Source organism: Rhizobium tropici CIAT 899 (assembly GCF_000330885.1).
Taxonomy (GTDB): domain Bacteria; phylum Pseudomonadota; class Alphaproteobacteria; order Rhizobiales; family Rhizobiaceae; genus Rhizobium; species Rhizobium tropici.
This window is the reverse complement of sequence record NC_020062.1, coordinates 1,817,834-1,841,423: the sequence shown is the minus strand read 5'-3', so window position 1 is coordinate 1,841,423 and position 23,590 is coordinate 1,817,834. Positions and strand designations below refer to the sequence as shown.

Here is a 23,590-nt window from a genome sequence, read left to right as displayed (position 1 = left end):
TCGCCGCTTGCCTGTTTTTCGCCTTCCATGCAGCAGAGGATTTCATCCGTGCAGAAATATTACCGTATCGGCCAGATCGTTCCGAGTTCCAACACCACGATGGAAACCGAAATTCCAGCCATGCTGACGGCTCGCCAGTCCATCCGGCCCGAGCGTTTCACATTCCATTCAAGCCGCATGCGGATGAAGAAGGTCGTCAAGGAAGAGCTGGCGGCGATGGATGCGGAATCGGACCGCTGCGCCGTCGAGCTTTCGGATGCCCGCGTCGATGTGCTGGGCTATGCCTGCCTTGTTGCCATCATGGCGATGGGTCTCGGCTATCACCGCCAGTCGGAAAAGCGCCTGACGGGGCGCACGCAGGAAAACGGCGCGAACATTCCAGTCGTTACCAGCGCCGGTGCCCTGATCGAGGGCCTAAAGGTGATGAATGCAAGGAAGATTGCCGTCGTTGCGCCCTATATGAAGCCGCTCACGGAGCTCGTGGTCGATTATATCCGCGAAGAGGGCTTCGAGGTCATGGACTGGCGCGCGCTGGAAATCCCCGACAATCTCGATGTCGCCCGGCACGACCCGGAAAATCTTCCGGCCATCGTCCAGACGCTAGATCTAACGGATGTCGATGTGATCGTCCTTTCGGCCTGCGTCCAGATGCCTTCGCTGCCTGTTATCGCGAAGGTCGAAGCCATGACCGGCAAGCCCGTGCTGACGGCCGCTGTCGCCACGACCTATTGCATGCTGAAATCGCTCGGGCTGGAAGCCGTTGTGCCGGGTGCCGGCGCGCTTCTGTCCGGCGCCTACTAAGGGAGACGAGAATGCAAACCGCCGAAGCCAATTATCAGGGTGTCTGGGGCAACCGCGTCGGTTTCGGCCAGCGGCCAGCGCTCGTCGTTATCGATTTTCTCAAGGCATACACGATCGAAGGAGCGCCGCTCTACGCACCCGGCGTCGTCGAAGCGGTGGCACAAACACCGGCGCTGATCGCCTCCGCCCGGGCTTCAGGCATCCCCGTAATCCACACACGCATTCTCTATCTTGCGGAAAACTGCGCCGATGGCGGCATGTGGGTCAAGAAGTCGCCGGTCATGAAGGCCATGGTCGAAGGCAATGTGCTGGCCGAGTTCTGCGAGAGCGTAGAGCCGGCGGCCGGCGAGCTTGTCATCGTCAAGCAATATGCCAGCGCCTTTTTCGGCACCAGCCTTGCTTCCCACCTGCATGCGCAGGGCATTGATACCGTCATCATGGCAGGATGCTCGACGAGCGGCTGCATCCGCGCCAGCGCGGTCGATGCAGTGCAGCACGGGTTTCGGGCCATTGTCGTGCGTGATTGCGTCGGCGACCGCCACCCAGACCCGCACAATGCCAACCTCTTCGACATCGATAGCAAGTATGGCGACGTCGTTTCACGAGAGGAGGCGATTGCCGAAATCGCTAAAGTCAAGCCCAACTGTCCGTAACCGCAAGAGCACTTGAGCCTTCAACCAACAAGGGGAACGAGCATGGATCAATTCAGCTTCACGGAAATCTGCCTGCATCAGCTGAAGATGTCGGGCGTCCACGAGGGCGAAAAACTTATCGTCCTGACACAGGGTAACGAGCGTCTGGACTATGCCGACGCCTTCATGGCGGCGGGTTTGCGTCTCGGCGCCAAGATGTATCACATGCGTTTGCCGCCAGTGCCGCCGGCAGGCGCATGGGCGGTCGGCCAAACGGGCCTCGCCTCCATGCCGGAAGCGGTTGAGGCCCTCAAGGCCGCCGACATGCTGATCGACTGCATCTTCTTGCTCTTCAGTCCGGAGCAGATGGCGATCCAGGCAGCCGGGACGCGCATTCTGACCGCTGTCGAACCGCCGGAAGTTCTCGCCCGCATGCTGCCGACGAAGGAACTGCGTGAGCGCGTCGAGTTCGCCGGTGACCTGCTCTCCAAGGCGAAGGTCATGCGGATCACCTCGCCGCACGGCACCGACGTCACCTATAAGCTCAACACCTATCCTGCCATCACCGAATATGCATGCACCGACGAGCCCGGCCGCTGGGACCACTGGCCGTCCGGCTTCGTCTTCACCGGCGGTGACGATGATGGCGTCGACGGCACAATCGTCGTTGCACCGGGCGATATCCTGCTGCCGCAGAACATCTACGTTCGCGACCCGATCACCTACACGATCGAAAAGGGCTGGATCACCGACATCAGAGGCGGGCTCGATGCCGATCTGGTCAAATCGTATATGGAAGGCTTCAACGATCCGCGCGGAATGGGCATGAGCCATGTCGGCTGGGGTCTGAACCAGAATGCCAAGTGGCATCGCATGGTGCCGGGAGAATTCCCGGGCGGCATGGGCATGGAAGCTCGCTCCTTCTACGGCAACGTCATGTTCTCCACCGGTCCGAACAACGAGCTCGGCGGCCCGAACGACACTGCCTGCCATCTGGATATTCCGATGCGCGGTTGTTCACTGTTCCTGGATGACGAGCCGATGGTGCTCGATGGCAAAATCGCCGTGAAGGAAATGCAGGCAAAGTTCGACTGATAGAAGCGCCGGGTTTCCGGCATATTCGGTCAATCCCAACGTTCCGGTCGCGCGACCGGAACGAATGAGTTCGTGCGTCAATTCACTGGCGCCAAGGTGGCGAAGATCACCGCTTCGACTGTAATCCCAAACAAAAAGGAACGAGGGGTAACATGCAAACTCCAATCACCGTGGAACAGGGTCTCAGGGCGGCCGGCGTCGGCAGCTTCCAGAAGCGTTTGTTCATCATTTTCGGGCTTGTCTGGGCCGCTGATGCCATGCAGGTGTTGGCAATCGGCTTCACCGCACCTTCAATTGCCGCAAGCTTCGGCGTCACCGTTCCACAGGCGCTTCAGACCGGTACGTTTTTCTTTCTCGGCATGCTCGTCGGCGCGTTCACTTTTGGCCGCCTTGCCGACCGGATCGGCCGTCGGCCGGTATTGTTCATCGCAATCATTCTCGACGCGATCTGTGGTGTGGCATCGGCCTTTGCTCCTGATCTGCACTGGTTGCTCGTCGCGCGCTTCCTGACAGGTCTTGGTGTGGGTGGAACGCTTCCGGTCGACTACGCCATGATGGCCGAGTTTCTTCCGTCAGACCGACGCGGTCGCTGGCTCGTGCTGCTCGAAGGCTTCTGGGCTGTGGGAACTGTGGCACTGGCGCTTCTCGCACTGGTCGCCGGTTCGCAGGGCGGAGAGCCCTGGCGCACGATCTTCTTCGTGACCGGTCTGCCGGCGCTTGTCGGTGTTGTCCTGCGCTTTTACGTGCCGGAGTCACCACTCTATCTCAACCAACAGGGAAAATCGGAAGAGGCACGCAAGGTTCTCCAGCGTGTCGCCGCCACCAACGGCAACGTCGTCGAGATCGCGCCGCTGACGCCGCAGGTGCCACAGCGCAAGTCGATTGCCGCGCTGCTGTCGCCGGAGCTTCGGCGTCGGACCATTTTCCTGATGCTGGCGTGGATGCTGATCTCGGTTTCCTACTATGGCGTGTTTGTCTACCTGCCGGTGCGGCTGGCAGGAGAAGGCTTCGGCTTCATGCGCGGTCAGTTGTTCCTCCTCGTGCTGGCGATCGCCCAGCTTCCGGGCTATGCGCTGGCGGCCTACGGCGTCGAGAAATGGGGCCGCAAGCCGACGCTGATCGGTTTCCTGATCCTGAGCGCCATCGGCACATTGGGTTATGGGCTGGGCCAGTCGGTCGAGATCGTCATCTCCGCAACGCTGCTGCTCAGCTTTGCGCTGCTCGGCACCTGGGGCGCGATCTACGCCTTCACGCCGGAAATCTATCCGACCACGCTTCGCGCCAGCGGCATGGGCTTGTCCGGGTCCGTCGCGCGTTTCGGGGGGCTTCTGGCGCCGTCGATTGTCGCGCCGGTCATGACCTCGAATTTTGGTCTGGCGCTCGGTGTTATCTCCGGTCTTCTGTTGCTTGCGGCAGTCAGCGTAGCCTTCATCAATGCTGAATCCAGGAACATGGCTCTCGAATAGAGTGGCAGCCCCCGTGGTCGGCCCCATGCCGTTCACGGGGGATTCCCTCGGGAAGCGATTGCTCGTCCGCCTCTCCTCCATGTCACGCTGCGGTTCGGCCCGCTTGCGATTTGTTGGATTTTGGAGGATTAGAAGCGTCAATAGGAGCGGACGACGCGAGCATGGCAGAAAATAGCGACATCGGAGAAGCGGACCCGCGGGCGGGCTATCAGGTGACCGAGCAGGTTGGACATCTGTTGCGCAAGGCCTATCAGCGGCATCTTGCGATTTTCCAGGAAAATGCTAGCGATCCCGATCTGACCTCCGTGCAGTTTGTCACCCTTTGTACACTCCACGACCGTGGCCCGAGTTCGCAGGCCGAGCTGGTGAAGGCAACCTCGGTCGATCAGGCAACTATTCGCGGCATCGTGGAGCGCCTCAAGGCGCGTGGTCTCATCAACCTCTCCAAGGATGCTGCCGATGGCCGCAAGGTTATCATCTCGCTGCTGGCGAAGGGTGAAGCGGTCCTGCGCTCCATGTATCCGAACGCGCATATCATCAGCGAAAAGACGATGGGACGGCTTAACCCTGCCGAACGGGTCGCGCTACTGTTCCTGTTGAAAAAGATCACGGAAGATGAACCGGGCGAGGACTGAGATGCCGCAATGTCGTATCACCAACGCTTTCGACAAATATGCGCCACCAGCATCTCTTGCTACTGCAATTTAAGGGAGACCGGTAATTTTGTCGGCGCTCATCGGGTTCTTCAAGTCCGAGCAGCCGTCGCAGGCCGTCTCAAACGGGCAAAGCTCGACCTCGCAGCCTAACCCCCAGCTTTTTCCCGCTCCCGTTGACGTCCGTCCGTTTGATTGGTCCGTCATCGGCGGGTCTCTTCCGGAGGCTCAGTCTCCGGACGAGACGGCCGGCAAGTCGCCGACGACGATCTCTTTCAGGCTGTGCCGGAGCGTTGCAACCTTGGTGGTACCATTTAGTCGCTCGAATTCTCGCTGCGCATCCTGCCAAAGAGGAGCCGCTCTCTCATGCAGGCGTCGGCCTTCGTCCGTGAGTTCAATGATACGAACTCGACCGTCTGCGGGTGATGGCTTGATCATGACGAAACCGTCGCGTTCCAGAAAGCCAACCATCTTTCCCATCGCCGTCCGCTCGATATCGAGCCGTTCCGCGAGCGCGTTGACGGTGGCACCGTCAGCTTCGTCGATAGCCGCCAGGGTCAGGAACTGCGTGATACGCAGCCCGACGGGCTCAAGATGGGCATCGTAGAACCGCGTGATCTGTCGGCTCGCCTTTCTCATTGCGGAGCAATTGCATTGATCAATTCCAAGCGGTTGGTTCGCCGACAACATGTCGCTTTCCTTTCGAATCCTAACTACCGTCCGCAGGCCATATGGCCGAAAAGTCCAAGCTCTTCGCATCACATAGCCTGTGGCTTGGCGTTTCTCCACCATCTTAGCGCTTAGAACAATCCTGCCGGCGGCATGATATAACCGGGTACCTCGGCAGCGAGCGTGCTCTTCAGCAGTACCGTTCCCTGGTCAGCCATGACCTCGCTCTTGCCGGCGGCGAGCGCTTCATAGGTTTGGCGCACCACATCTCCCGGGCTGGCTTTTGGCACATCGATGCCATTGGTCAGGTCGGTATCCACGAAACCCACATGCAGACCGAGAACCTGGATACTACGATCCTGAAGGTGAAAGCGAAGCTGGTTCGTGAAGCTCCATGCCGCTGCCTTTGATGCAGCGTAGGGCGTCAAAATGGGCCGTGGGAGCCACACGATGTCGGATAGCACGTTGATGATGGCGGCACGCGGCTTGGCCGACAGGATCGGCTCGAAGGCCTGCGTGACGCGGACGACGCCATAATAGTTGGTATCGAATAGACGCTGCGACTGCTCTTCGATATCGTTTGCTAGAGGCCCGTCGATAAGAGCAGCGATGCCCGCGTTATTGATCAGCAGATCGGTATCCGTCGCCAGTTCCGCTGCTGCGGCGATCGATGCTTTATCCGTGACATCGATCCGGACGGGAATGATGTCCGGTTCGTCGAAGCCGTTCGTATTGCGCATGCCGGCATAGACCTTCTTTGCCCCGCAACGACGGGCTTCGCGTGCGAAGGCGAGACCCAGGCCGCGATTAGCTCCGGTAATGAAAACGGTGGCGTTGGTAACATCCATGACAAATTACCTCTCTAAAGCCACAGATCAGGGTATCAATATCCATACCTGCCTGAGGGCGTTTGGTTTAAAGAAAAAGGTCTTCCGGCAATCGGCCGGACAGTGCCTCGCGAAGATTGGCGGCAAGAGATAACACAGCACCAAGCGGGCTCATCCGCACGCTGACGCGTGGCACCGAACCATCAGAGTTGCGATCGACGACGACGGTGGCGTTCAGCCTCTCCCCGCTTGTCAGAACCGCCTCGTATTCAAGAAAGAGGCGCGCGCCGACAGTCTCGAGAAACGTGGGATGCTGCGAAGCGTAGAAGGTCCCGACTGTGTTGACGGCCAGCTTGATCTCGTCGCGTCCGATGACGGGACCTCGAAGCACGGAGCTGGTCAGCTCCGCGTCCGCAGTCAGGTCGTCCAGAAACGGGTGACGCTCGCCTTGAATATTCGACATTGTTCAAGCTCCTTACCTCGACGGTGCTCACGCAAAGGCGGCACGATTGTTGGTGATGAATTGCTGGACCGAGAGTGCTGGCGTTCCGGTGATTTTCTCAACAGCATCGTTCGTGCCCGCAAAGATGCCATCACGATAGTTTTGGGCGACTTCGACCAGGTGCTGCACAAGGAAAGGCGGAAACTTGTAGAGATTTTCCATCTTGTCCTTGAACACGTCGATCGAAGTCGGCGCATAGTCGATCTTTGTGCCAAGCACTTCGCTCATGGCGGCGGCGATCTCGGTATGGTTCATCTCGATCGGTCCATGGAGGGGATAAATCTTGCCCTCATGCCCCCGCGGATTTGCCAAAAGATGCGCAATCACCCGCCCCTGATCATCGGTCGCGATCGGTGCGTGACGCCCATCGGCAAACGGAAACTCGATCTTTTTCGTGCCCCATATCTCCCTGGCAAAATGCGGATAGACGAGCCAGTCGGCAAAGAAGGTCGGGCGGAGATGCGTTGTCGGAACATCGGACCAGTCGAAGACCCGCTCGGAAATCCAATGGTCCTGCGCCGCATGGCTTGTCGATTCACGACGCGCCGAAATCTGCGACATGTTGACGATTGCGGTCACGCTGGCCTCTTTTGCTGCTTGTGCAAAGTAGGCGGCAGCACCAAGGATGCCCGGTGAGATGGGATGAAGGAAATAGGCCGATCGGACGCCTTCCATGGCGGCACGGATGCTGTCTATACGAGTGAAGTCGCCGATGGCGATATCCACTCCCCGCTGCCTAAGGGCCTTCGCCCGCTCATTGTCCGAACGCACATAGGCGCGCACCGACTTGCCCATCTTAAGTAATTCATCGATCGCGGCACCGCCGGTCCGTCCGGTCGCTCCGCTTACAAGTACCTCAGCCTCACTCATAATTTCGCTCCTTCGCATGTGAGAGCATATGCTCCTATAAGGGCGAAAGTAAGAGCATATACTCCTATCGTCAATAGGGAGCATTTGCATTTTTAAGAGAGACCGCTTTTGGAGCGACCATGCACCGTCATTGAAGGCGTCGAATGATCGAGGTCGCGGGTTCCAACCCGTTTCTTAATCTTCATCTGAAAAACGGATTTGCAGGAATTTCTTTAGATGCGCGGTGGCCCATTATCGGTGCTTCTTTGAAGCCTTACACCGTCGCAGCGATATAAGTGCGCCATCCGCCATGATGCGTGATATCCGTCGCGTCGGTGATGGCGGTGGCTTCGACCAGAAATCCCTTGGTCGACGTGCCATCCGATAAAAAAAGGGTGCCGATGCTGAGGGGTGGAGGGATGGCCGCAACGAACTGCCCGAACGCGGCCGGCGTCATTTGCCAGATTTCGACATCGATTTGACCGCCCGTCGCCTGTGGAACACGGATAAGCCCCGGCTTTGCCGGCTTCTGCCCCGGCAGGACATAAAGCCGATAGCAATCCGATGTTCGTGCTTTCCGCAGAAAGCGGCTGTCGAGGGCAAGGAGTTGTGCGTTCAGCGGCATGCCGGAGAGATGGGCGCCGACCACCGCGATGTCGATCAGCCCGGCTTCGTCAACGCTGATCGCATCCTTCGGCTTCGGCTGCAGCCATCCGGTTGCGCCGAGCGTCAAGCTGCTGCTTGCGTGAATGTCACGGGCAAGCGAAGCAGCGAGCCCGTCCCGTCCCGAAGATGTCAGCAGGGTCACGCTGGCCGGGCGACCATCACTGCGTGTGCCCGTTGGCACGGCGATGCCGCACATGTCGAGCAGATTGACGAAGTTGGTGTACGTGCCGAGACGCGAATTTTCGCGGATCGGTTCGGCCTCGAGGTCGGCACGTGTGTAATGTGTCGGCGCCGTCGGTACACAGAAGAGATCAACCGATGCGATCAGCTGAGCAACCTTCTGTTTCAAGGCCTGCAGCGCATAGAGACCCTTGAAGGCATCCGCGGCCGAAAGCTGCCTGGCGCCGCCATAGATCCCGCGGGTGACGGGATGGAAGCTCGCCTCCGTGGCGTCGAAGAAATCCTTGACCGCCGCATAGCGCTCCGCCACCCAGGCGCCTTCATAAAGCAGGTTTGCCACCTTGTAGAAATCGCCAAACGGTACTTCCACGAGGCGATGGCCCAGTTTCGTCAACATGCGCAAGGCATCGTCATAGGCCGCCTCCATGACGGCGTCACCGAAGAACAGCCGGTCGGCCTTCGCCGGCACGCCGATGGTCAGGACCGGCGGTGCTTGCCTAAACCCATTGGCCGGAATGGTTTTCGAATAGGCGTCCTTGGCATCGGGACATCCGGCAACCTCGAATACCCGCCAGGCGTCGTCGACCGTCAGCGCGAAGATTGAAACACAATCCAGCGTGCGGCAGGCGGGAATAACGCCGCTTGTCGACAATGCGCCGAGGCTGGGTTTCATGCCGACGATATTGTTGAGGCCGGCTGGAATGCGACCCGATCCGGCGGTATCGGTGCCGAGCGCGAAGCTGACGATACCCTGCGCCGTCGCCACGGCTGAACCGGAGCTCGATCCGCCTGGCACCAAATCGGCATCCATGGCGTTGCGCGGAACGGGATACGGAGTGCGGACACCGACGAGGCCAGTTGCGAATTGATCGAGATTCGTCTTACCGATTACCAGAGCACCGGCTTCTTTCAGCAGGCGAACAACGGTGGCATCCGTGTCGGGCATATAGGCGTAGTCGGGGCACGCAGCGGTCGTCGGCATGCCGGCGACGTCGATATTGTCCTTTACGGCAAAGGGGATGCCCCAAAGCGGTTTTGTCGCCGGGTCGAAGGCGCCTAGCGCTTCAGCTTCGACGAGCAGATCCCCTATGTCGACAAGATGGATGAAGATGCCGGGATCGTTCACCTCAGCAATGCGCGCAAACACCGTGCCGATCATGTCGGCGGCCGTCAGACCGTTCTGGTAGGCTGCGTGTAGGGAGGCGATGTCGAAAGCTGGTCCCGCTCTCATGTTGTTTTCTCTTCGAGTATTTTGACGGGCCGGTCCCATTGGATGAGCACGACGCAACCGGTGTCACTCCAGACCGAATGTTCGGTGCCGGCAACATTCACCACATAGCTGCCCCTGCCGTAGTCGCCGGCCTCGTCGGATTGGGTGCCCTCAAGCACCAGGATGGTTTCGAGCCCTTCGTGGCGATGGCGCGGCACCGAGGCTCCGGCCTCGTATTTCAGCAGTGCCACGCCGGGCTGGTCGCCTTCGAAGGGACGGATCCAGTGGATCGTCACGTCAGGTCGGAAGGGACCGAACTCCAGTTCTTTCCAGCCACCCGCCGTCAACAGTTCGCGAGTCGTTTCAGGCATGGTTGATGGCCTCCAGTATGTCATCGATATGCGCCGTCCAGCCGACGATAGCGCCCTGCGCTTGGATCATTGCGATCGCTGCAGACTTGAATTCGGGGAAATAGCTTTCGGTTGCTTCTTCGACGAGCAGGCATTCATAGCCGCGGTCGTTGGCCTCGCGCATGGTGGTCTGGACGCAGACCTCGGTGGTGACGCCGGCAAAGACGAGCTGCTTGATACCCTTACGCATCAGGATGTCGCCGAGTCCGGTGGCGTAGAAGGCGCCCTTGCCGGGTTTTTCGATGACGATCTCGCCATCGATGGGTGCGAGCTCGGGAAGAATTGCCGTGCCAGGCTCGCCGGCAATCAGGATACGGCCCATTGGTCCCTTGTCACCGATCCTGAGCGAAGGATTGCCGCGGTCGCGCTTGGCGGGCGGCAGGTCGGAAAGGTCAGGTCTATGGCATTCCATCGTATGGATCACGGGCAGGCCGGCTGAACGGAAACCCGCGATCAGCCGCTTCACATCGGGGATGATCCTCGTGATGCGGCTGACATCATTGCCGAGGCTGGCGCCGAAGCCGCCGGGCTCGGCAAAATCGCGCTGCATGTCGATGACGATCAATGCCGCGGCCTCGCGTTGCAGCGGGAAGGGGAACGGTTGAGCTTTGATATCGGTCATCAGTGATGTCCCGCCATGTGAGCGCCAATCACCGAGACATCGGCGGTCTGCGCCGATGTTTCGTAGACGAGCCTGCCTTCGGAGATCACCATGATGCGATCCGACATTTCCAGAAGTTCGTCGAGATCCTCCGACAAAAGCAGCACAGCCGCCCCGGCGTTGCGGGCACGCATGATACGGGCGCGGATTTCGGCGACGGCAGAAAAATCGAGGCCGAAGCAGGGATTGGAGACAATCAACAGATCAACGTCGCCCGTCAGCTCCCGCGCCAACACGGCACGCTGAACATTGCCGCCAGAAAGCGCCGCGATCGGCGAAGAGGATGATGCTGTCTTCACCTTGAAGTCGGAAATCAGCGATGTCGCACGCTTCTTCATCCGGCTCCTGTTTAGCCAGATCGCCTCAGTGCCGGTCTCCGTCAGGTCGAAGGTGCGGAAGGCGAGATTTTCGCTGACGGTCATGCGCGGCGCACAGGCATTCTGCAGCGGCTCTTCCGGAATGAAGCGGACGTTGTTCTTTCGTGTTTCGCGCCGCGTTGCACCGTAGATCTCGCCGTTGACGCTGATCGCTCCAGCCTCGGTCGGTCGCTGCCCGGCGAGAATTTCCGTGAGTTCTTTCTGGCCATTGCCGGAAATGCCAGCGATGCCGACAATCTCGCCGGAACGTACCGTCAGCTTGTCGATCTCGATCGTCTTCAGGCCGGAACGGTCAGGAGCCTTGACCCGTTCGACTTGCAACACCGGTTTTGCTGTATCTGTGACGGGAATGCGAGTATCGAGGTCAGCGAGTTTGATGTCACCGATCATCATCGCCGCCATATCCGCCGTTGAGAGTTCGCCGACCTTGCCGCCGCCGACAAGCTTGCCGCGTCGCAGGATCGAGACAGCGTCGGCGAATTTCGTCACCTCATGGAATTTGTGGCTGATCATCAAAACGGTCAGCTCGCCGCGTTCGGTCATGCCCCTCACGAGGCCGAGCATTTCATCTGCCTCCGCCGGCGTCAGCACGGAGGTTGGTTCGTCAAGTACGAGGAAGTTGCGGCCAAGATAAAGCTGCTTGACGATTTCGAGCTTCTGCTTTTCGCCGGCGGCAAGCTCGCTGACCCGCCGGTCGAGCGGGATCTTGAAGGGCATCCGCTCCATGAAGGCCGCAAGCGCCTTACGCTCTTTGGCCCAGTTGACGATAGCGGGTACTTCGGTACGGCTGATGACGAGATTTTCCGCACCTGTCAGCGACGGCACCAGCGTAAAATGCTGGTAAACCATGCCGAGACCATAAGTAGCTGCATCCTTCGGGGAGGCGACTGCCACCTCGCGACCGTCCACGGACAGGGAACCTGAGGTCTGGTGATAGAAGCCCATGATGCACTTGACGAGCGTCGATTTCCCCGCGCCGTTTTCGCCGAGCAGCGCGTGGAAGCTACCTGCAGGGATACTTACGGATACGTGGTCGAGTGCTGTGAAGCTGCCAAAGCGCATGGTCATGTCGAGCGTTTCGATGCCGACCGCCTTGCCGGCCTGTGGAAGAGGGGTATCGCGAATTATGCTCACCTCAATGCTCCTTTTCGACAATGATGGCGACGGGACCACCGCCGGGAGGCCCTTGATGTTCGGCGCCGCCGGAGACGTAGAGATCCGTGATGCCAAAGAGGCCGGCGAGCACGCCGCCAACGAAGGCGCGCGCATGGCGCGTGCCTGAGATATCGGAATCGTCCAGCATCGTATGGCGCTTGCCACGAATCTTTCCGGTGGGATCCGGTTCGGCCTTGGCGAGAACGGCAGCAAGGCGGCTGTTGGCCGGCAGGCGTTCGTATGCCTCACGCACAGCGGCTACATCGACGGCATCACGCATTACCGCATGGTCGATCGCCAGCGGTCCCGACCATCGATCGCTCATGCCGAGCACGATGATTTCGTGATCCGTCAATTCAACGCCGGCCGAAGCGGAGGCGCGGTGCGAGAAGAGTTCATGGCTGTAACAGATGTCGGTGTCGCGGAGTGTTCCTCCGTCAACCTCGCCGAGCGCGACCGCCACGCCGAGCGCCGATGCGCCGCGCGACAGGCCCATCGATTTCAACGTGTCGCGGGTAGCGAGTGTCTTTCCCTCGGCTTCAGCCGCGCTGATGCGGCTGAGCGTGAGGAGCGGGCATTTGATCTGGACGAAATGGACATCGCTTGGGTCGTCGATGCCGGCGTCAACACGCACAGCTTCAGCCACAAGCAGAACCTGTTCGCGCCGTCCGAGATGTTGGGCTGGCAGTGAAGGCGTGCGCGCAACCCCGATCGCCAGTGCGCGTTCGGCCGGCGCATCGACCACTTCTCGCGCAAACACCGTCCAGTGCGGCGAGAGCGCCCCCTCCGTCCCCCCGGACATGACGAGCGAGACGCCATCGGCGCCATGCTGTCGAAAGAGTGTTTCGAAGCTGCGGGTAGCATAGCCGCGGCTGAAATCGTTAACGCAGCCATTGCCCTCGGTCTTGCCGAGTATAGCTACGACATTCTTGGCCGCCAGGCCGGCAGCAAAAAGCGCTTCGACCCCGGAGGTATCGTCCGGTCCTTGCGCAGCGACGCGATAGACATGGGCGCGTAGCGAAGGCATCAGGGCAATGCCTCGATCAAGGCCTGGGAATTGGCAACCGAGCCGAAGACGCCGCCCTGCATCTTCACCATCTTGATGGCGGCAAGGTGATTTCCATAATCGGTCGCGCCACAACAATCTTCGAGCAACAGGCACTCAAAGCCGCGATCATTAGCCTCGCGCATGGTGGTGTGAACGCAGACGTCGGTCGTGATGCCGGTGAGAATGATGTTCTCGATGCGCTTCTGGTTCAGGATCAGCTCCAGATCTGTAGCACAGAAGGAACCCTTGCCGGGTTTGTCGATGATCGTCTCGCCATCGATCGGTTTCAGTTCCTCGATGATGTCCCAGCCGGGCTCGCCGCGCACGAGGATGCGGCCACAGGGGCCGGGGTCGCCGATGCCGGCATTGATGCGCTGCGAGCGCCAGCGCTTATTGGCAGGCAGGTCGGCAAGATCGGGGCGATGACCCTCGCGTGTATGAATGATATGATAGCCCTTGGCGCGCATGGCGACCAAAACCCGTTTGATCGGCTCGATCGGTGCGCGTACCAGCGATAGATCATAGCCCATGTGATCGACATAGCCGCCAGGCCCGCAGAAATCCGTCTGCATGTCGATAATGATGAGCGCTGTGTTGTCCGGTCTGAGGGCTCCATTATAGGGCCAGTTATAGGGATCGGCATCGATATAGCTCAGTTTCTGCCCTATGGCTGCGGCTGCGAGACTGTTCATGGCTGATCTTCCTATTTGGTGAGCGAAAGCGCGCCGGGAGCGCCGCTCAGCGCACGGGTGGGCGAGGAGGTGATGATCATGATGACGAGCGTCAGCACGTACGGAGCGGCGTAGAAGAGATAATATCCCTGCGTCACGCCGACGGATTGCAAAGCTGGGCCAAGCGCGCCGGCACCGCCGAAGAGAAGTGCGGCAACGAAGCAGCCGATCGGATTCCAGCGCGCAAAGATCACCAGCGCCACGGCCATCAGGCCCTGTCCAGAGGAGATGCGCTCGTTCCAGGAGCCTGGATAGTAGAGCGATAGATAGGCGCCGCCGATCGCAGCCAGCGAACCGCCGACAGCGGTTGCCAGCAGCCGGACACGATCGGGGTCGATGCCCATGGCGCGTGCCGCGTCCGTGCTGTCACCCACGACGCGCAGCATGAGGCCGATCCTGGTGTTCCTGAATGCCCACCAGAGGACGAGGGCGAGAGCTGCACCGAGAATAAAAAGGATATTGATGTTCAACGCTGCCTGTACCGGCTGCAGGTTTGACCAGAAACCGAAGGGGATCGCCGGCAGGTGCGGCGCGGCAGGCTGGATGAAGGACTTGCCGAGAAAGAAAGCGAGGCCGAGGCCGAATTGCATCATGGCGATGCCGATGGCGATGTCGTTGACCTTGGGCCATTTGCAGATCCAGCCATGCACCGCGCCGAAGAGAGCCCCGCTCGCCATCGCAGCGACGACGCCGAGCCAGGCCGAACCGCTCATCACGGCGACCGCATAGGCCGTCATGGCGCCGAATACGAGCGTGCCTTCAAGGCCGAGATTGATGCGGCCGGAACGCTCGGTGATCGTCTCGCCCAGGCTGACGAAGATGAAGGGTGTCGAGACACGGATCGCGCCGGCCAGAATGGCAAGGGGTACGCCCCATAGACCGATTGCGGTATCGTCCATCATGCGCCCCTTTTCCAAAGGTCGGGATTGAAGATCTTGAAGCGGCCATAGAAGGTTTCGCCAAAAAGGATGACGATGAAGAGCGTACCCTGCAGTACGAGGACGGTCGCGTCGGGCAGGCCCATGCGGCGCTGGATCAGGCCGCCGGATGCGTCGATACCGCCGAGAAGGATGGCGACCGGTATGATCGCGAGCGGATTGTGACGTGCCAGGAAAGCGACAAGGATGCCGGTATAACCATAGCCGGCGGCAAGCGAAGCATTGGCGCTGCCCTGGACCGCGGCGACCTCGATCATGCCGGCAAGGCCGGCGAAGCTGCCGGCAATTGCTGTGAAACCGGCAATCAGCCGCCCCACTGGCAAGCCCTGGATCTGCGCGGCGCGAACATTGCCGCCAGCGATGCGGGCGGCGAAACCGTAACTGGTCATCTCGAGCAATATCCACGAGACAACACAGGCGATAATGCCGATGACGAGGCCCCAATGCACGTCCATGCCTGGAATATTGCCGAGCATATAGTCGTGTGGCAGTGGCTTGGTGGAGGGCTTGTTGAGGCTTGCCGGATCGCGCAGCGGTCCTTCGACGAATTGGTTCATCAACGCGATGGCTATATAGGCGAGCAGTAGTGAGGAGATGGTTTCGTTGACGCCGCGATAATGGCGAAGGAAGCCGGCAAGACCGATCCAAATGCCGCCGATTGTCATGGCGGCAAGCGCCATGAGGACAAGAACGATGATCGGCGATAACAGGCCGATGATCGGCAATGCGATCGCCGCGGCCGCCACACCGCCGAGGACGACGGCGCCTTCGCCACCGATGATGACGAGACCGAGTCTTGCTGGCAGCGCAACGCAAAGCGCAGTGAGTAGCAGGGGGGAGGCGCGGCTCAAGCTGTTCTGGATGGAAAACCAGCTGCCGAAGCCGCCGGCATACATGAAGCGAAAGAGGTCGGCCGGCGATTTGCCGACCGTCAGGATGAAGAGGGAGAACAGTGCGAGGCCGACCAGGATTGCGCCAAGCGTGATCACCACAGGCTCGGCCCGTCGCGCGAGCCATTTGAGGGCCGGGCGCAGCTGCGCCCGGCTCTGCTGAACGATCGACAATGCGGACTCGTTGACTTCAACCGTCATGACGGTTCTCCCTCGATAATCAGGCCGTGGAGCCGACAACGCCTTCGACGAGATAGTTCATGCTTTCGAGTTCGATTGCGTCCTCGGCGAAGCTCTTGTCCGCGGTGATGACAACATTGCCCTTGTTGTCCTTGATCGGGCCTTTGAAGACCGAGAATTTTCCCGCCATCATCTCGGCAAGCGTCGCCTCGAATTTCTTGCGGGATTCATCCGAAACGCCGGGGCCGAGCGGGCTCATCTTGACGAAGCCGTCCTTTAGGCCGCCGCGAACGAAATTGCCGAGCTTTCCGCCGGCCTGTGCCTTCTTGACGAAATCGGAGTACACATTCCCCCAGGCCCACTCCGCGCCAGTCAGATACTTCGCCGGTGCAAGGGGACTCTGGTTGGCGTGATAGCCACAGACGAAGGCACCGCGGCCGGCGGCGGTTTCGACGACAACCTTCGGGCTGTCGACATGGCAGGTGATGACATCCGCGCCCTGGTCGATCAGCGCGTTGGTCGCTTCGGCCTCCTTGACAGCCAGTGACCATTCGCCCGTGAAGATCACCTGGCAGGTGATGGCCGGATCGACGGAGCGCGCACCGAGCAGAAAGGCGTTGATGTTTTGCAAGACCTGCGGGATCGGCTTGGCTGCAACAAAGCCGATCTTCTTGCTCTTCGTGGCATAACCGGCGGTCACGCCGTTCAGATATTGACCCTGGAAAATGTAACCGAAATAGGAGCCGGTATTGACCGGGTTCTTGTCGGCCTGCCAGAGGCCGCCGCAGTGGCGGAACTGGATGTTGGGATATTTGGCGGCCATGGCCAGCATATGCGGATCGAAATAACCGAATGAGGTCGGGAAGACCAGCGTGGCACCGTCAAGGTTGATCATCGATTCCATCGTCTTTTGAACATCGACGGTTTCAGGGACGTTTTCCTCTTCGACTACGGTGACGCCAGGAAGCGCCTTCACAACGGCAGCGCCTTCGGCATGGGCCTGGTTGTAGCCATAATCATCTTTTGGGCCGACATAGATGAAGCCGACGGTGAGGGCGGTTTGGGCGTAGGCGCGAGATGACAGAAGGCCCGGCGCGATACTGGTGACCGCACCTGCAGCCGAAGCCTGGAGAAAGTTGCGGCGAGTCATGTGAAGGAGTCTGGTCATGGGAATGCTCCTTGGGGCTGGAGCCCGGTTCGTAAAAAGGATCACATGAAAGTGTATGCAATCGTCATGCCAGATATTAATAGTTTGATATTATTGGACTAAAGTCTCAGCGAAGTCTTGAAAGCAAAAAGTGTATGCAGATTCTGTTGAAATAATGCCCTGAAATAAGCAGTGCACTTTTTTTAGTCTTTATTTTGCGAGGTACGCCGCAATGACCAATCCGATAGAGATTTTCTGTTGAAAAATATCATTGAAAAACAACAAATTAAATTGCCAATTGACTTTGGATCGTTCGTGCATACATCTGTATGCAAGATGTTGAGGATTCGCCTATTTCTGTGAAGCAGATCAAGCGTAGGGAAGTTGTGAGGCCAGGAACGACCGTCGAGCAGATGGTGCGGGCTGTGGCTGATATGATTGTAACGGGAGCGCTCCTGCCTGGCGAGAAGCTTGACGAAATCACCCTCGCGGCCCGCTTCGAGGTGTCACGGACCCCCGTTCGCGAAGCGCTGCGTGAACTTGGCGCGATGGGGCTTGTCGGCCGCGAACCGAACCGCAGTGCTGTTGTGACGAATGTTAGTGGTGCCTATCTGCATTCGATGTTTGAGGCAATGGCGGAGCTCGAAGCCATTTGCGCGCGCTTATCGGCGGAACGAATGACCGTCGATGAACGTCGCACCCTCGAGCGCCAACATCACGCTTCCGCCCGGCTGGTGCGTGCCGGCGCCGAAGAAGATTATGCCACATACAATGTCGAGTTTCACAACCAGCTCTATCGCGGCGCGCATAACGACCATATCCTCGAGCTTGTGACGCAAACGCGCGCCCGGCTTGCCCCCTTCCGTCGCGCACAATTCCGCCTTCCCGGACGTCTCGCCAAGTCCTTCGATGAGCACGACATCATCGTCACCGCAATCATGCGCGCAGACGCCCAAGCGGCCAGACAGGCGGCCTATTCGCATGTCGCCATCGTCAGCGATGCCAGCGTTGCTTTTGTCGAACATCGTTAGGTGACCGCCAACCCAAGTCACAGGACACAACGGCAAGCGCGTCATCGTAGATGCGGAAACGTCTCATCCATCATGGCCAGAAGCGATCGCGAAGCCGGGACGTGATATCGTCCGCATTGCCGAAGCCGACCGGCTAGCCCATCTTTTCCCGCTTCCGATGCAATAGGGCGCAGAAGAGGGATTGCGGCTTTGCCCAAGCAGTTTTGAGAGACATCATGGCAAATCGGGCGGACTGGAGAAAAAATATTCCATATAGGCTCGTTGGTGGGTATTTCCGTCTTTGCCTATAAAATTTGTGGTCTTTATCTTCCATGTCATTGAACCGAGAGGATGACATGAGAATTCATATTGCAGGTCTTTTTTCCGCAATTCTACTCGCAGCGACTGGGGTCGCACAGGCCGAGACAATCAAGGTTGGTGTTGTGCCGGGCGTTTATGCCGACTCGATCGAAGCGGTGATCCCCGAGGCCAAGGCCAAGGGCTTGGATATCCAGGTTGTCGAATTCAGTGATTGGACGACGCCAAACATCGCACTTCAATCCGGTGATATCGATGTCAACTATTTCCAGCATCAGCCGTTCCTGAACAATGCAATCAAGGAACGGGGCTATGATTTTGGCAGTGCAGGTATCGGCGTTCTCGCCAATATCGGTATCTATTCCTTGAAGTACAAGAATTTTGCCGATGTGCCGCAGAACGGAAAGGTTGCGATCGCCAATGATCCCGTCAATCAGGGTCGCGGACTGCTCCTGCTGCAAAAGGCTGGTCTCATCAAGCTCAAGGACGGCGTGGGCTTCAAGGGCACGCTCGATGATATCGTCGATAACCCGAAGAAGCTGACCTTCAACGAGGTCGAGGGTCCGCAGCTTGCGCGCGTGACTGGCGATGTCGATCTGGCCCAGGGCTATCCGCACTTCATCGTCGCATCCAAGGCCTTCGATCCGAGCTCGGGCCTTATCTATTCCGGTGTGGACGACAAGCAATTTGCCATCATTTTTGCGGTACAAAAGCAAAAGGTAGATGATGCCGGGATTAAGGAGCTCGTGGCGCTTTATCAGAATTCGCCGGCTGTCCGAGCGGCAATCAGCAAAGCATTCGCCAATGATCAGAAGCTTTATACGCTCCCATGGCTGAATTGATCGAGCGGACAAGGCAGGATCCGGAACACAAGACGGCGGCGAGCGGCGGCACCTTGCGGCACGCCGCCGCTGTCGCTCAGCCGCTGCCGGGCTCTCCGATAGGGTCGGTAGCTTTTGACGGTGTCGAGAAGATCTATTCGTCGGCGGCTGGTCCGGTCCATGCCCTCAAGAACATCAGTCTCGATGTGCCGGCCGGTGCGATCTATGGCATCATTGGTCGAAGCGGGGCTGGAAAATCCAGCTTGCTGCGGACTATAAACCGCCTGGAAAAGCCGACAGACGGAAAGGTCCTGGTCGACGGACAAGACATTTCGGTGCTCGATGAGGATGCGCTGGTCGCATTGCGACGACGCATCGGCATGATTTTCCAGCACTTCAACCTTCTCTCAGCCAAGACTGTCTGGGGCAATGTCGCTTTGCCGTTGATCGTTGCAGGCGTGCCGCGCCGGCAGATCGAAGAAAGAGTGGCCGAAGTCCTGTCGCTGGTGGGTTTGGAGGGCAAGGAGAGCACCTATCCGTCGCGCCTTTCCGGTGGTCAGAAGCAACGCGTGGGCATTGCGCGCGCACTTGTTCATAGGCCGGAAATCCTCCTTTGCGATGAGGCGACATCGGCGCTCGACCCGGAGACGACGCTTTCCATCCTGGGCCTACTCAAGGACATCAATCGCCGTCTCAAGCTGACCATCATTCTCATCACTCATGAAATGAGCGTCATCCGTGAGATCTGCGATCACGTGCTTGTTCTCGATCAGGGTGAGATTGCCGAAGCCGGGCCGGTCTGGCGCATTTTCGGCAATCCGCAGCATTCTGCCACGCAGGCGCTCTTGCGGCCCCTCAACCGCGATATCCCGGAGGATATAGCCAGGTATCTGCGATCTTCGCCGAGCGACGAGCACTCGCAGGCTATTTGGGAACTGGTTTATACGGGTGAGGGTGGCTTGGAACCCGACCTTTCCAGAATAGCCAGTGCAACCGGCGCTTCCGTTCGATTGCTGCAGAGTTCGCTCGACCGCATTGAGGGTCGCGTTCACGGCCGGCTGTTGATTGCAGTACGCTGGGCGGGGAGCAACCCGACGGTTCGTTCGCAATTTGCCGATCTTGCTCATCAAGTCAGGGTACTGGGTTATGTCGACCATGATGTATGAACGCCTGTGGCAGGCGTTTCTCGATACGATTGCGATGGTCGGTGCTTCCGCTCTCATTGCATTTATCGCCGGCATTCCTCTTGCCGTCTTCCTGGTGCTTTCAGCGTCTGGCGGCCTCATTCATGCGCCGCGGTTGCATGGCATTCTCGCCGCAATCATCAACGGCTTTCGGGCTACGCCATTCATCGTTCTCCTGGTGGCGTTGTTGCCGTTGACCCGATGGCTCACCGGAACGACGATCGGTGTATGGGCCGCCGTCGTGCCGCTTTCCATCAGCGCGACGCCGTTTTTTGCGCGCATCGCCGAAGTCAGCCTCCGCGAGGTCGATGGCGGGTTGATCGAAGCTGCCCAGGCGATCGGCTGCCGCCGCTGGCACATCGTGCGCCATGTGCTCCTGCCAGAAGCGCTTCCGGGCATCGTCGGCGGCTTCACCATCACCATCGTCAGCATGATCGGCGCCTCGGCCATGGCAGGCGCGGTTGGCGCGGGCGGTCTCGGAGATATGGCGATCCGCTATGGCTATCAGCGCTTCGATACCACCGTCATGGCGGTTGTCATCGCTGTGCTCATTGCCATGGTCTGTTTGGTGCAGTTCGCGGGCGACCATGCCGTGCGGCGCCTGCGAGCGCGCTAATATCAGCGACAATATCCGGAGTAGCTCCATGACTGAACCTGATGCCGTGCCGGCTGCGTCCGGCTTGAAAGAAGAAAGCGCCATCAGGCGCCCCTTGCCACCGCGTACTCCGCATCTGATCCGCTCGGATACCGAGGCGCTGGAGATTGCCGATAGTCTTGCAGTTCGTTTCGCGGCGGGTGCCGCAGAACGGGACCGTGTTCGTCGTCTTCCCTGGGATGAGGTCGAGGAATATACCGCAAGCGGCCTCGGCGGCATTACTGTGCCGAAGGAATACGGAGGCGCCGACGTCTCCTGCGTAACGCTTGCCAAGGTCTTCGAAATCCTTTGCGCAGCCGACCCTGCACTCGGTCAGATTCCGCAGAACCAGTTCGGCGTGCTGGCGCTCTTGCGCGATGTGGGATCGCCACAGCAGAAAGCCCGTATCTACGGCGATATCCTTGCCGGTTATCGCATAGGCAATGCAGGGCCGGAGCGTGGCCAGAAGGCGGTCAACCACAGCTCAACTCGCCTGACGCGCGAGGCAGATGGACTAAGATTGACCGGGCGGCGCTTCTATTCCACGGGTGCCATCTTCGCTCATTGGATTCCGACGCGCGCCGTCGACGATGACGGGCGTGCGGTCCAGGTCTGGGCTGCCTATGACGCGCCGGGCGTGCGCGTCATCGACGATTGGTCTTCTTTCGGCCAGCGCACGACGGCCAGCGGTTCGGTAGAGTTTACTTACGTGCCGGTGGAAGAAGCTTTGGTTTTCCCGATCTGGTCCTATGCGGACAGGCCCGGTGTCTCCGGTCCCATCTCGCAGCTCATTCAGGCGGCGATCGATTCCGGCATAGCGGCGGCCGCGATTGCCGATGCCGTGACCTTTGTCCGCGATCACGCAAGACCTTGGATGGATTCCGGCCTTCAGTCAGCCTGTGAGGATCCGACGATCCTGCATGAAATCGGCGATCTCCATGCGGATCTGCACGCGGCGCAAGCGCTTCTTTATGAAGCGGCGGCCGTCATCGACGAGGTGGCAAAGGCGCCTGTCAGCGAGGCGGAGAGCGCCAGAGCTTCCGTTGCGGTTGCCGAAGCCAAGATATTGACGACGGAAGTTGCGCTGAAGGCGGCTGAAACGCTTTTCGATGTCGCGGGGTCCGCGGCGACGCGGGCTGCCCACAATCTGGATCGACATTGGCGAAATGCGCGCGTGCATACGCTTCACGACCCCGTCCGCTGGAAATATCATCTGCTCGGCAATTATCAGCTCAACGGCATATTCCCGGCCCGCCATCAATGGAACTAGCGAGGAAAACCGTGACTGATACCGACTTTCGCATCCCCGTCGAACCCGCACCGCCGCCGCTGCGGCGACCCGATCTCATATCCGACGACGAGCAGGCGATCGCGGTTGCAACCGTGCTGGCGGCAGAATTTGCCGCCGGTAGCGCCGAAAGGGACAGGGATCGCATCCTGCCATGGCATGAACTGGAGCGTTTCAGCGAAACTGGTTTGTGGGGCATTACCGTGCCGCGCGAATTCGGCGGTGCAGGCGTGTCGACGCACACGCTGGCTCAGGTGATCGCCATCATCGGTGCCGCGGATGGATCGCTGTCGCAGATTCCGCAAAATCATTTTTACGCGCTTGAAGTCTTGCGCGTCGGAGCTTCAGCCAAACAGCAACGCTTCTTTTTTGAGCGTGTGCTGGCGGGCGACCGCTTCGGCAACGCGCTGGCGGAAATCGGCCAGCGCGATTTCAAGCGGCGTACCCGGCTTTTTCGCGAGCGGGGAAAGTGGGTCGTTCAGGGCCAAAAATTTTACTGCACTGGCGCCATTTACGCGCACTGGATTCCGACCCTTATTGTTGCTGAGGAGGAGACAAGGGACGTCACTTATCTCGCCTTCATCCCGCGCAATGCGCCCGGGGTGACAATTGTCGACGATTGGGACGGCTTCGGGCAGCGGGTTACCGGAAGTGGCTCGGTCGGATTCGATCAGGTAGAGATCGAGCCGGAATGGATCGTGCCATTTCAGTCTTCCTTTGAGCGCCCGACGACGATCGGTCCGATCGCTCAGATCATGCATGCGGCCATCGATCTTGGCATAGGGCAGGGTGCCTATCGGGAAATGTTGCGGTTTATCCGCGAACGGGCCCGACCTTGGCTGGATTCAAAGGTCGAACGCGCCTCGGAAGATCCTCTGACGCTGCAAAACGTCGGGAATGTCTGGCTGCGGCTGCGGGCCGCGGAAGCTTTGCTGAAGCGAGCCGCAGAGGCAACGGATGCGGCTCGCGCCGATATGACCGAGGACAGCGTTGCCCGCGCCTCGATCGCCGTTGCGGAAGCGAAGATATTGACGACCAAGGCAAGCCTGCTTGCTGCCAACAAGCTGTTCGAGCTGTCGGGCACGTCATCGACGCTTTCGGATGACAACTTCGATCGCTATTGGCGCAACGCCCGCACCCATACGCTGCATGACCCGGTGCGCTGGAAGTATCAGGCCATCGGCAACTATTATCTCAATGGCAAACGGCCACCGCGCCACGGCGCGATCTGAAATCGGAATAGCTGAA

24 protein-coding genes are annotated in these 23,590 nt (G+C 59.4%); 11 read left to right on the top strand and 13 right to left on the bottom strand.

Annotation, left to right across the window (positions count from 1 at the left end; translation table 11 throughout):
- Positions 1 to 48 precede the first annotated feature (48 nt).
- The 5 genes from RTCIAT899_RS30545 to RTCIAT899_RS30525 all read left to right on the top strand — a co-directional run bounded on the left by RTCIAT899_RS30545 (position 49) and on the right by RTCIAT899_RS30525 (position 4,629).
- The gene (locus RTCIAT899_RS30545) at positions 49 to 801 is read left to right on the top strand and encodes a maleate cis-trans isomerase family protein (protein ID WP_041678490.1); all 753 of its coding nucleotides are present in this window, start codon (positions 49 to 51) and stop codon (positions 799 to 801) included.
- An 11-nt stretch (positions 802 to 812) separates the two neighbouring features.
- A complete protein-coding gene (locus tag RTCIAT899_RS30540) occupies positions 813 to 1,454 on the top strand; it encodes an N-carbamoylsarcosine amidohydrolase (protein WP_015343711.1) in 642 nt (213 codons plus the stop codon).
- A 42-nt stretch (positions 1,455 to 1,496) separates the two neighbouring features.
- A complete protein-coding gene (locus RTCIAT899_RS30535) occupies positions 1,497 to 2,528 on the top strand; it encodes a 2,5-dihydroxypyridine 5,6-dioxygenase NicX family protein (protein ID WP_015343710.1) in 1,032 nt (343 codons plus the stop codon).
- Between the two features lie 152 nt (positions 2,529 to 2,680).
- On the top strand, positions 2,681 to 3,994 hold the full coding sequence (locus RTCIAT899_RS30530; protein ID WP_015343709.1) for an MFS transporter: 1,314 nt from the start codon (positions 2,681 to 2,683) through the stop codon (positions 3,992 to 3,994).
- Positions 3,995 to 4,155: 161 nt separating this feature from the next.
- Positions 4,156 to 4,629 carry a MarR family winged helix-turn-helix transcriptional regulator gene (locus RTCIAT899_RS30525; protein ID WP_041678274.1) on the top strand — a complete coding sequence of 158 codons (474 nt, stop codon included), beginning with the start codon at positions 4,156 to 4,158 and terminating at the stop codon, positions 4,627 to 4,629.
- A gap of 246 nt (positions 4,630 to 4,875) precedes the next feature.
- On the opposite strand, the gene RTCIAT899_RS30520 is transcribed toward RTCIAT899_RS30525, so the two are convergent.
- The 13 genes from RTCIAT899_RS30520 to RTCIAT899_RS30460 form a co-directional block, all read right to left on the bottom strand.
- Positions 4,876 to 5,337, bottom strand: a complete 462-nt coding sequence (locus RTCIAT899_RS30520) for a MarR family winged helix-turn-helix transcriptional regulator (RefSeq protein ID WP_015343707.1) — start codon at positions 5,335 to 5,337, stop codon at positions 4,876 to 4,878.
- Positions 5,338 to 5,447: 110 nt separating this feature from the next.
- Positions 5,448 to 6,164, bottom strand: a complete 717-nt coding sequence (locus RTCIAT899_RS30515; protein ID WP_015343706.1) for an SDR family oxidoreductase — start codon at positions 6,162 to 6,164, stop codon at positions 5,448 to 5,450.
- Between the two features lie 67 nt (positions 6,165 to 6,231).
- Positions 6,232 to 6,606: a hypothetical protein gene (locus tag RTCIAT899_RS30510; protein ID WP_015343705.1), complete on the bottom strand. Its 375-nt coding sequence runs from the start codon at positions 6,604 to 6,606 to the stop codon at positions 6,232 to 6,234.
- 27 nt (positions 6,607 to 6,633) lie between these two features.
- Positions 6,634 to 7,515, bottom strand: a complete 882-nt coding sequence (locus tag RTCIAT899_RS30505) for an NmrA family NAD(P)-binding protein (protein WP_041678273.1) — start codon at positions 7,513 to 7,515, stop codon at positions 6,634 to 6,636.
- 253 nt (positions 7,516 to 7,768) lie between these two features.
- Positions 7,769 to 9,571, bottom strand: a complete 1,803-nt coding sequence (atzF, locus tag RTCIAT899_RS30500) for an allophanate hydrolase (protein ID WP_015343703.1) — start codon at positions 9,569 to 9,571, stop codon at positions 7,769 to 7,771.
- Entirely contained in the window at positions 9,568 to 9,921 is a 354-nt protein-coding gene (locus RTCIAT899_RS30495; RefSeq protein ID WP_015343702.1) for a cupin domain-containing protein, read from the bottom strand. The genes atzF and RTCIAT899_RS30495 overlap by 4 nt, the downstream gene beginning before the upstream one ends.
- The gene (locus RTCIAT899_RS30490) at positions 9,914 to 10,582 is read right to left on the bottom strand and encodes a cysteine hydrolase family protein (RefSeq protein ID WP_015343701.1); all 669 of its coding nucleotides are present in this window, start codon (positions 10,580 to 10,582) and stop codon (positions 9,914 to 9,916) included. The genes RTCIAT899_RS30495 and RTCIAT899_RS30490 overlap by 8 nt, the downstream gene beginning before the upstream one ends.
- Positions 10,582 to 12,132, bottom strand: a complete 1,551-nt coding sequence (locus RTCIAT899_RS30485) for an ABC transporter ATP-binding protein (protein ID WP_015343700.1) — start codon at positions 12,130 to 12,132, stop codon at positions 10,582 to 10,584. Before RTCIAT899_RS30485 ends, RTCIAT899_RS30490 begins: the two co-directional genes overlap by 1 nt.
- A 1-nt stretch (position 12,133) precedes the next feature.
- Positions 12,134 to 13,180 carry a cyanuric acid amidohydrolase gene (atzD, locus tag RTCIAT899_RS30480; protein WP_015343699.1) on the bottom strand — a complete coding sequence of 349 codons (1,047 nt, stop codon included), beginning with the start codon at positions 13,178 to 13,180 and terminating at the stop codon, positions 12,134 to 12,136.
- The gene (gene biuH / locus RTCIAT899_RS30475) at positions 13,180 to 13,893 is read right to left on the bottom strand and encodes a biuret amidohydrolase (protein WP_015343698.1); all 714 of its coding nucleotides are present in this window, start codon (positions 13,891 to 13,893) and stop codon (positions 13,180 to 13,182) included. Before biuH ends, atzD begins: the two co-directional genes overlap by 1 nt.
- A gap of 11 nt (positions 13,894 to 13,904) precedes the next feature.
- Positions 13,905 to 14,831: an ABC transporter permease gene (locus RTCIAT899_RS30470; RefSeq protein ID WP_041678488.1), complete on the bottom strand. Its 927-nt coding sequence runs from the start codon at positions 14,829 to 14,831 to the stop codon at positions 13,905 to 13,907.
- Complete coding sequence (locus RTCIAT899_RS30465) at positions 14,831 to 15,961, bottom strand: ABC transporter permease (RefSeq protein ID WP_015343696.1); 1,131 nt, start codon at positions 15,959 to 15,961, stop codon at positions 14,831 to 14,833. The genes RTCIAT899_RS30470 and RTCIAT899_RS30465 overlap by 1 nt, the downstream gene beginning before the upstream one ends.
- A gap of 19 nt (positions 15,962 to 15,980) precedes the next feature.
- Positions 15,981 to 17,108 (bottom strand): BMP family ABC transporter substrate-binding protein, encoded by a 1,128-nt coding sequence (locus RTCIAT899_RS30460; protein WP_015343695.1) that lies wholly within the window; start codon positions 17,106 to 17,108, stop codon positions 15,981 to 15,983.
- 338 nt (positions 17,109 to 17,446) lie between these two features.
- Here RTCIAT899_RS30460 and RTCIAT899_RS30455 point away from each other — a divergent pair, with 338 nt between their 5' ends.
- The 6 genes from RTCIAT899_RS30455 to RTCIAT899_RS30425 all read left to right on the top strand — a co-directional run bounded on the left by RTCIAT899_RS30455 (position 17,447) and on the right by RTCIAT899_RS30425 (position 23,574).
- Complete coding sequence (locus RTCIAT899_RS30455) at positions 17,447 to 18,118, top strand: GntR family transcriptional regulator (RefSeq protein WP_015343694.1); 672 nt, start codon at positions 17,447 to 17,449, stop codon at positions 18,116 to 18,118.
- Between the two features lie 335 nt (positions 18,119 to 18,453).
- Positions 18,454 to 19,257, top strand: a complete 804-nt coding sequence (locus RTCIAT899_RS30445; protein WP_041678271.1) for a MetQ/NlpA family ABC transporter substrate-binding protein — start codon at positions 18,454 to 18,456, stop codon at positions 19,255 to 19,257.
- On the top strand, positions 19,245 to 20,402 hold the full coding sequence (locus tag RTCIAT899_RS30440) for a methionine ABC transporter ATP-binding protein (protein WP_015343692.1): 1,158 nt from the start codon (positions 19,245 to 19,247) through the stop codon (positions 20,400 to 20,402). The genes RTCIAT899_RS30445 and RTCIAT899_RS30440 overlap by 13 nt, the downstream gene beginning before the upstream one ends.
- Positions 20,383 to 21,036, top strand: coding sequence for a methionine ABC transporter permease (locus RTCIAT899_RS30435; RefSeq protein ID WP_015343691.1), 654 nt, complete (start codon positions 20,383 to 20,385; stop codon positions 21,034 to 21,036). The genes RTCIAT899_RS30440 and RTCIAT899_RS30435 overlap by 20 nt, the downstream gene beginning before the upstream one ends.
- Positions 21,037 to 21,064: 28 nt before the next feature.
- On the top strand, positions 21,065 to 22,324 hold the full coding sequence (locus tag RTCIAT899_RS30430) for an SfnB family sulfur acquisition oxidoreductase (protein ID WP_015343690.1): 1,260 nt from the start codon (positions 21,065 to 21,067) through the stop codon (positions 22,322 to 22,324).
- Positions 22,315 to 23,574 (top strand): SfnB family sulfur acquisition oxidoreductase, encoded by a 1,260-nt coding sequence (locus tag RTCIAT899_RS30425; protein ID WP_081598464.1) that lies wholly within the window; start codon positions 22,315 to 22,317, stop codon positions 23,572 to 23,574. The genes RTCIAT899_RS30430 and RTCIAT899_RS30425 overlap by 10 nt, the downstream gene beginning before the upstream one ends.
- Positions 23,575 to 23,590: the final 16 nt, after the last annotated feature.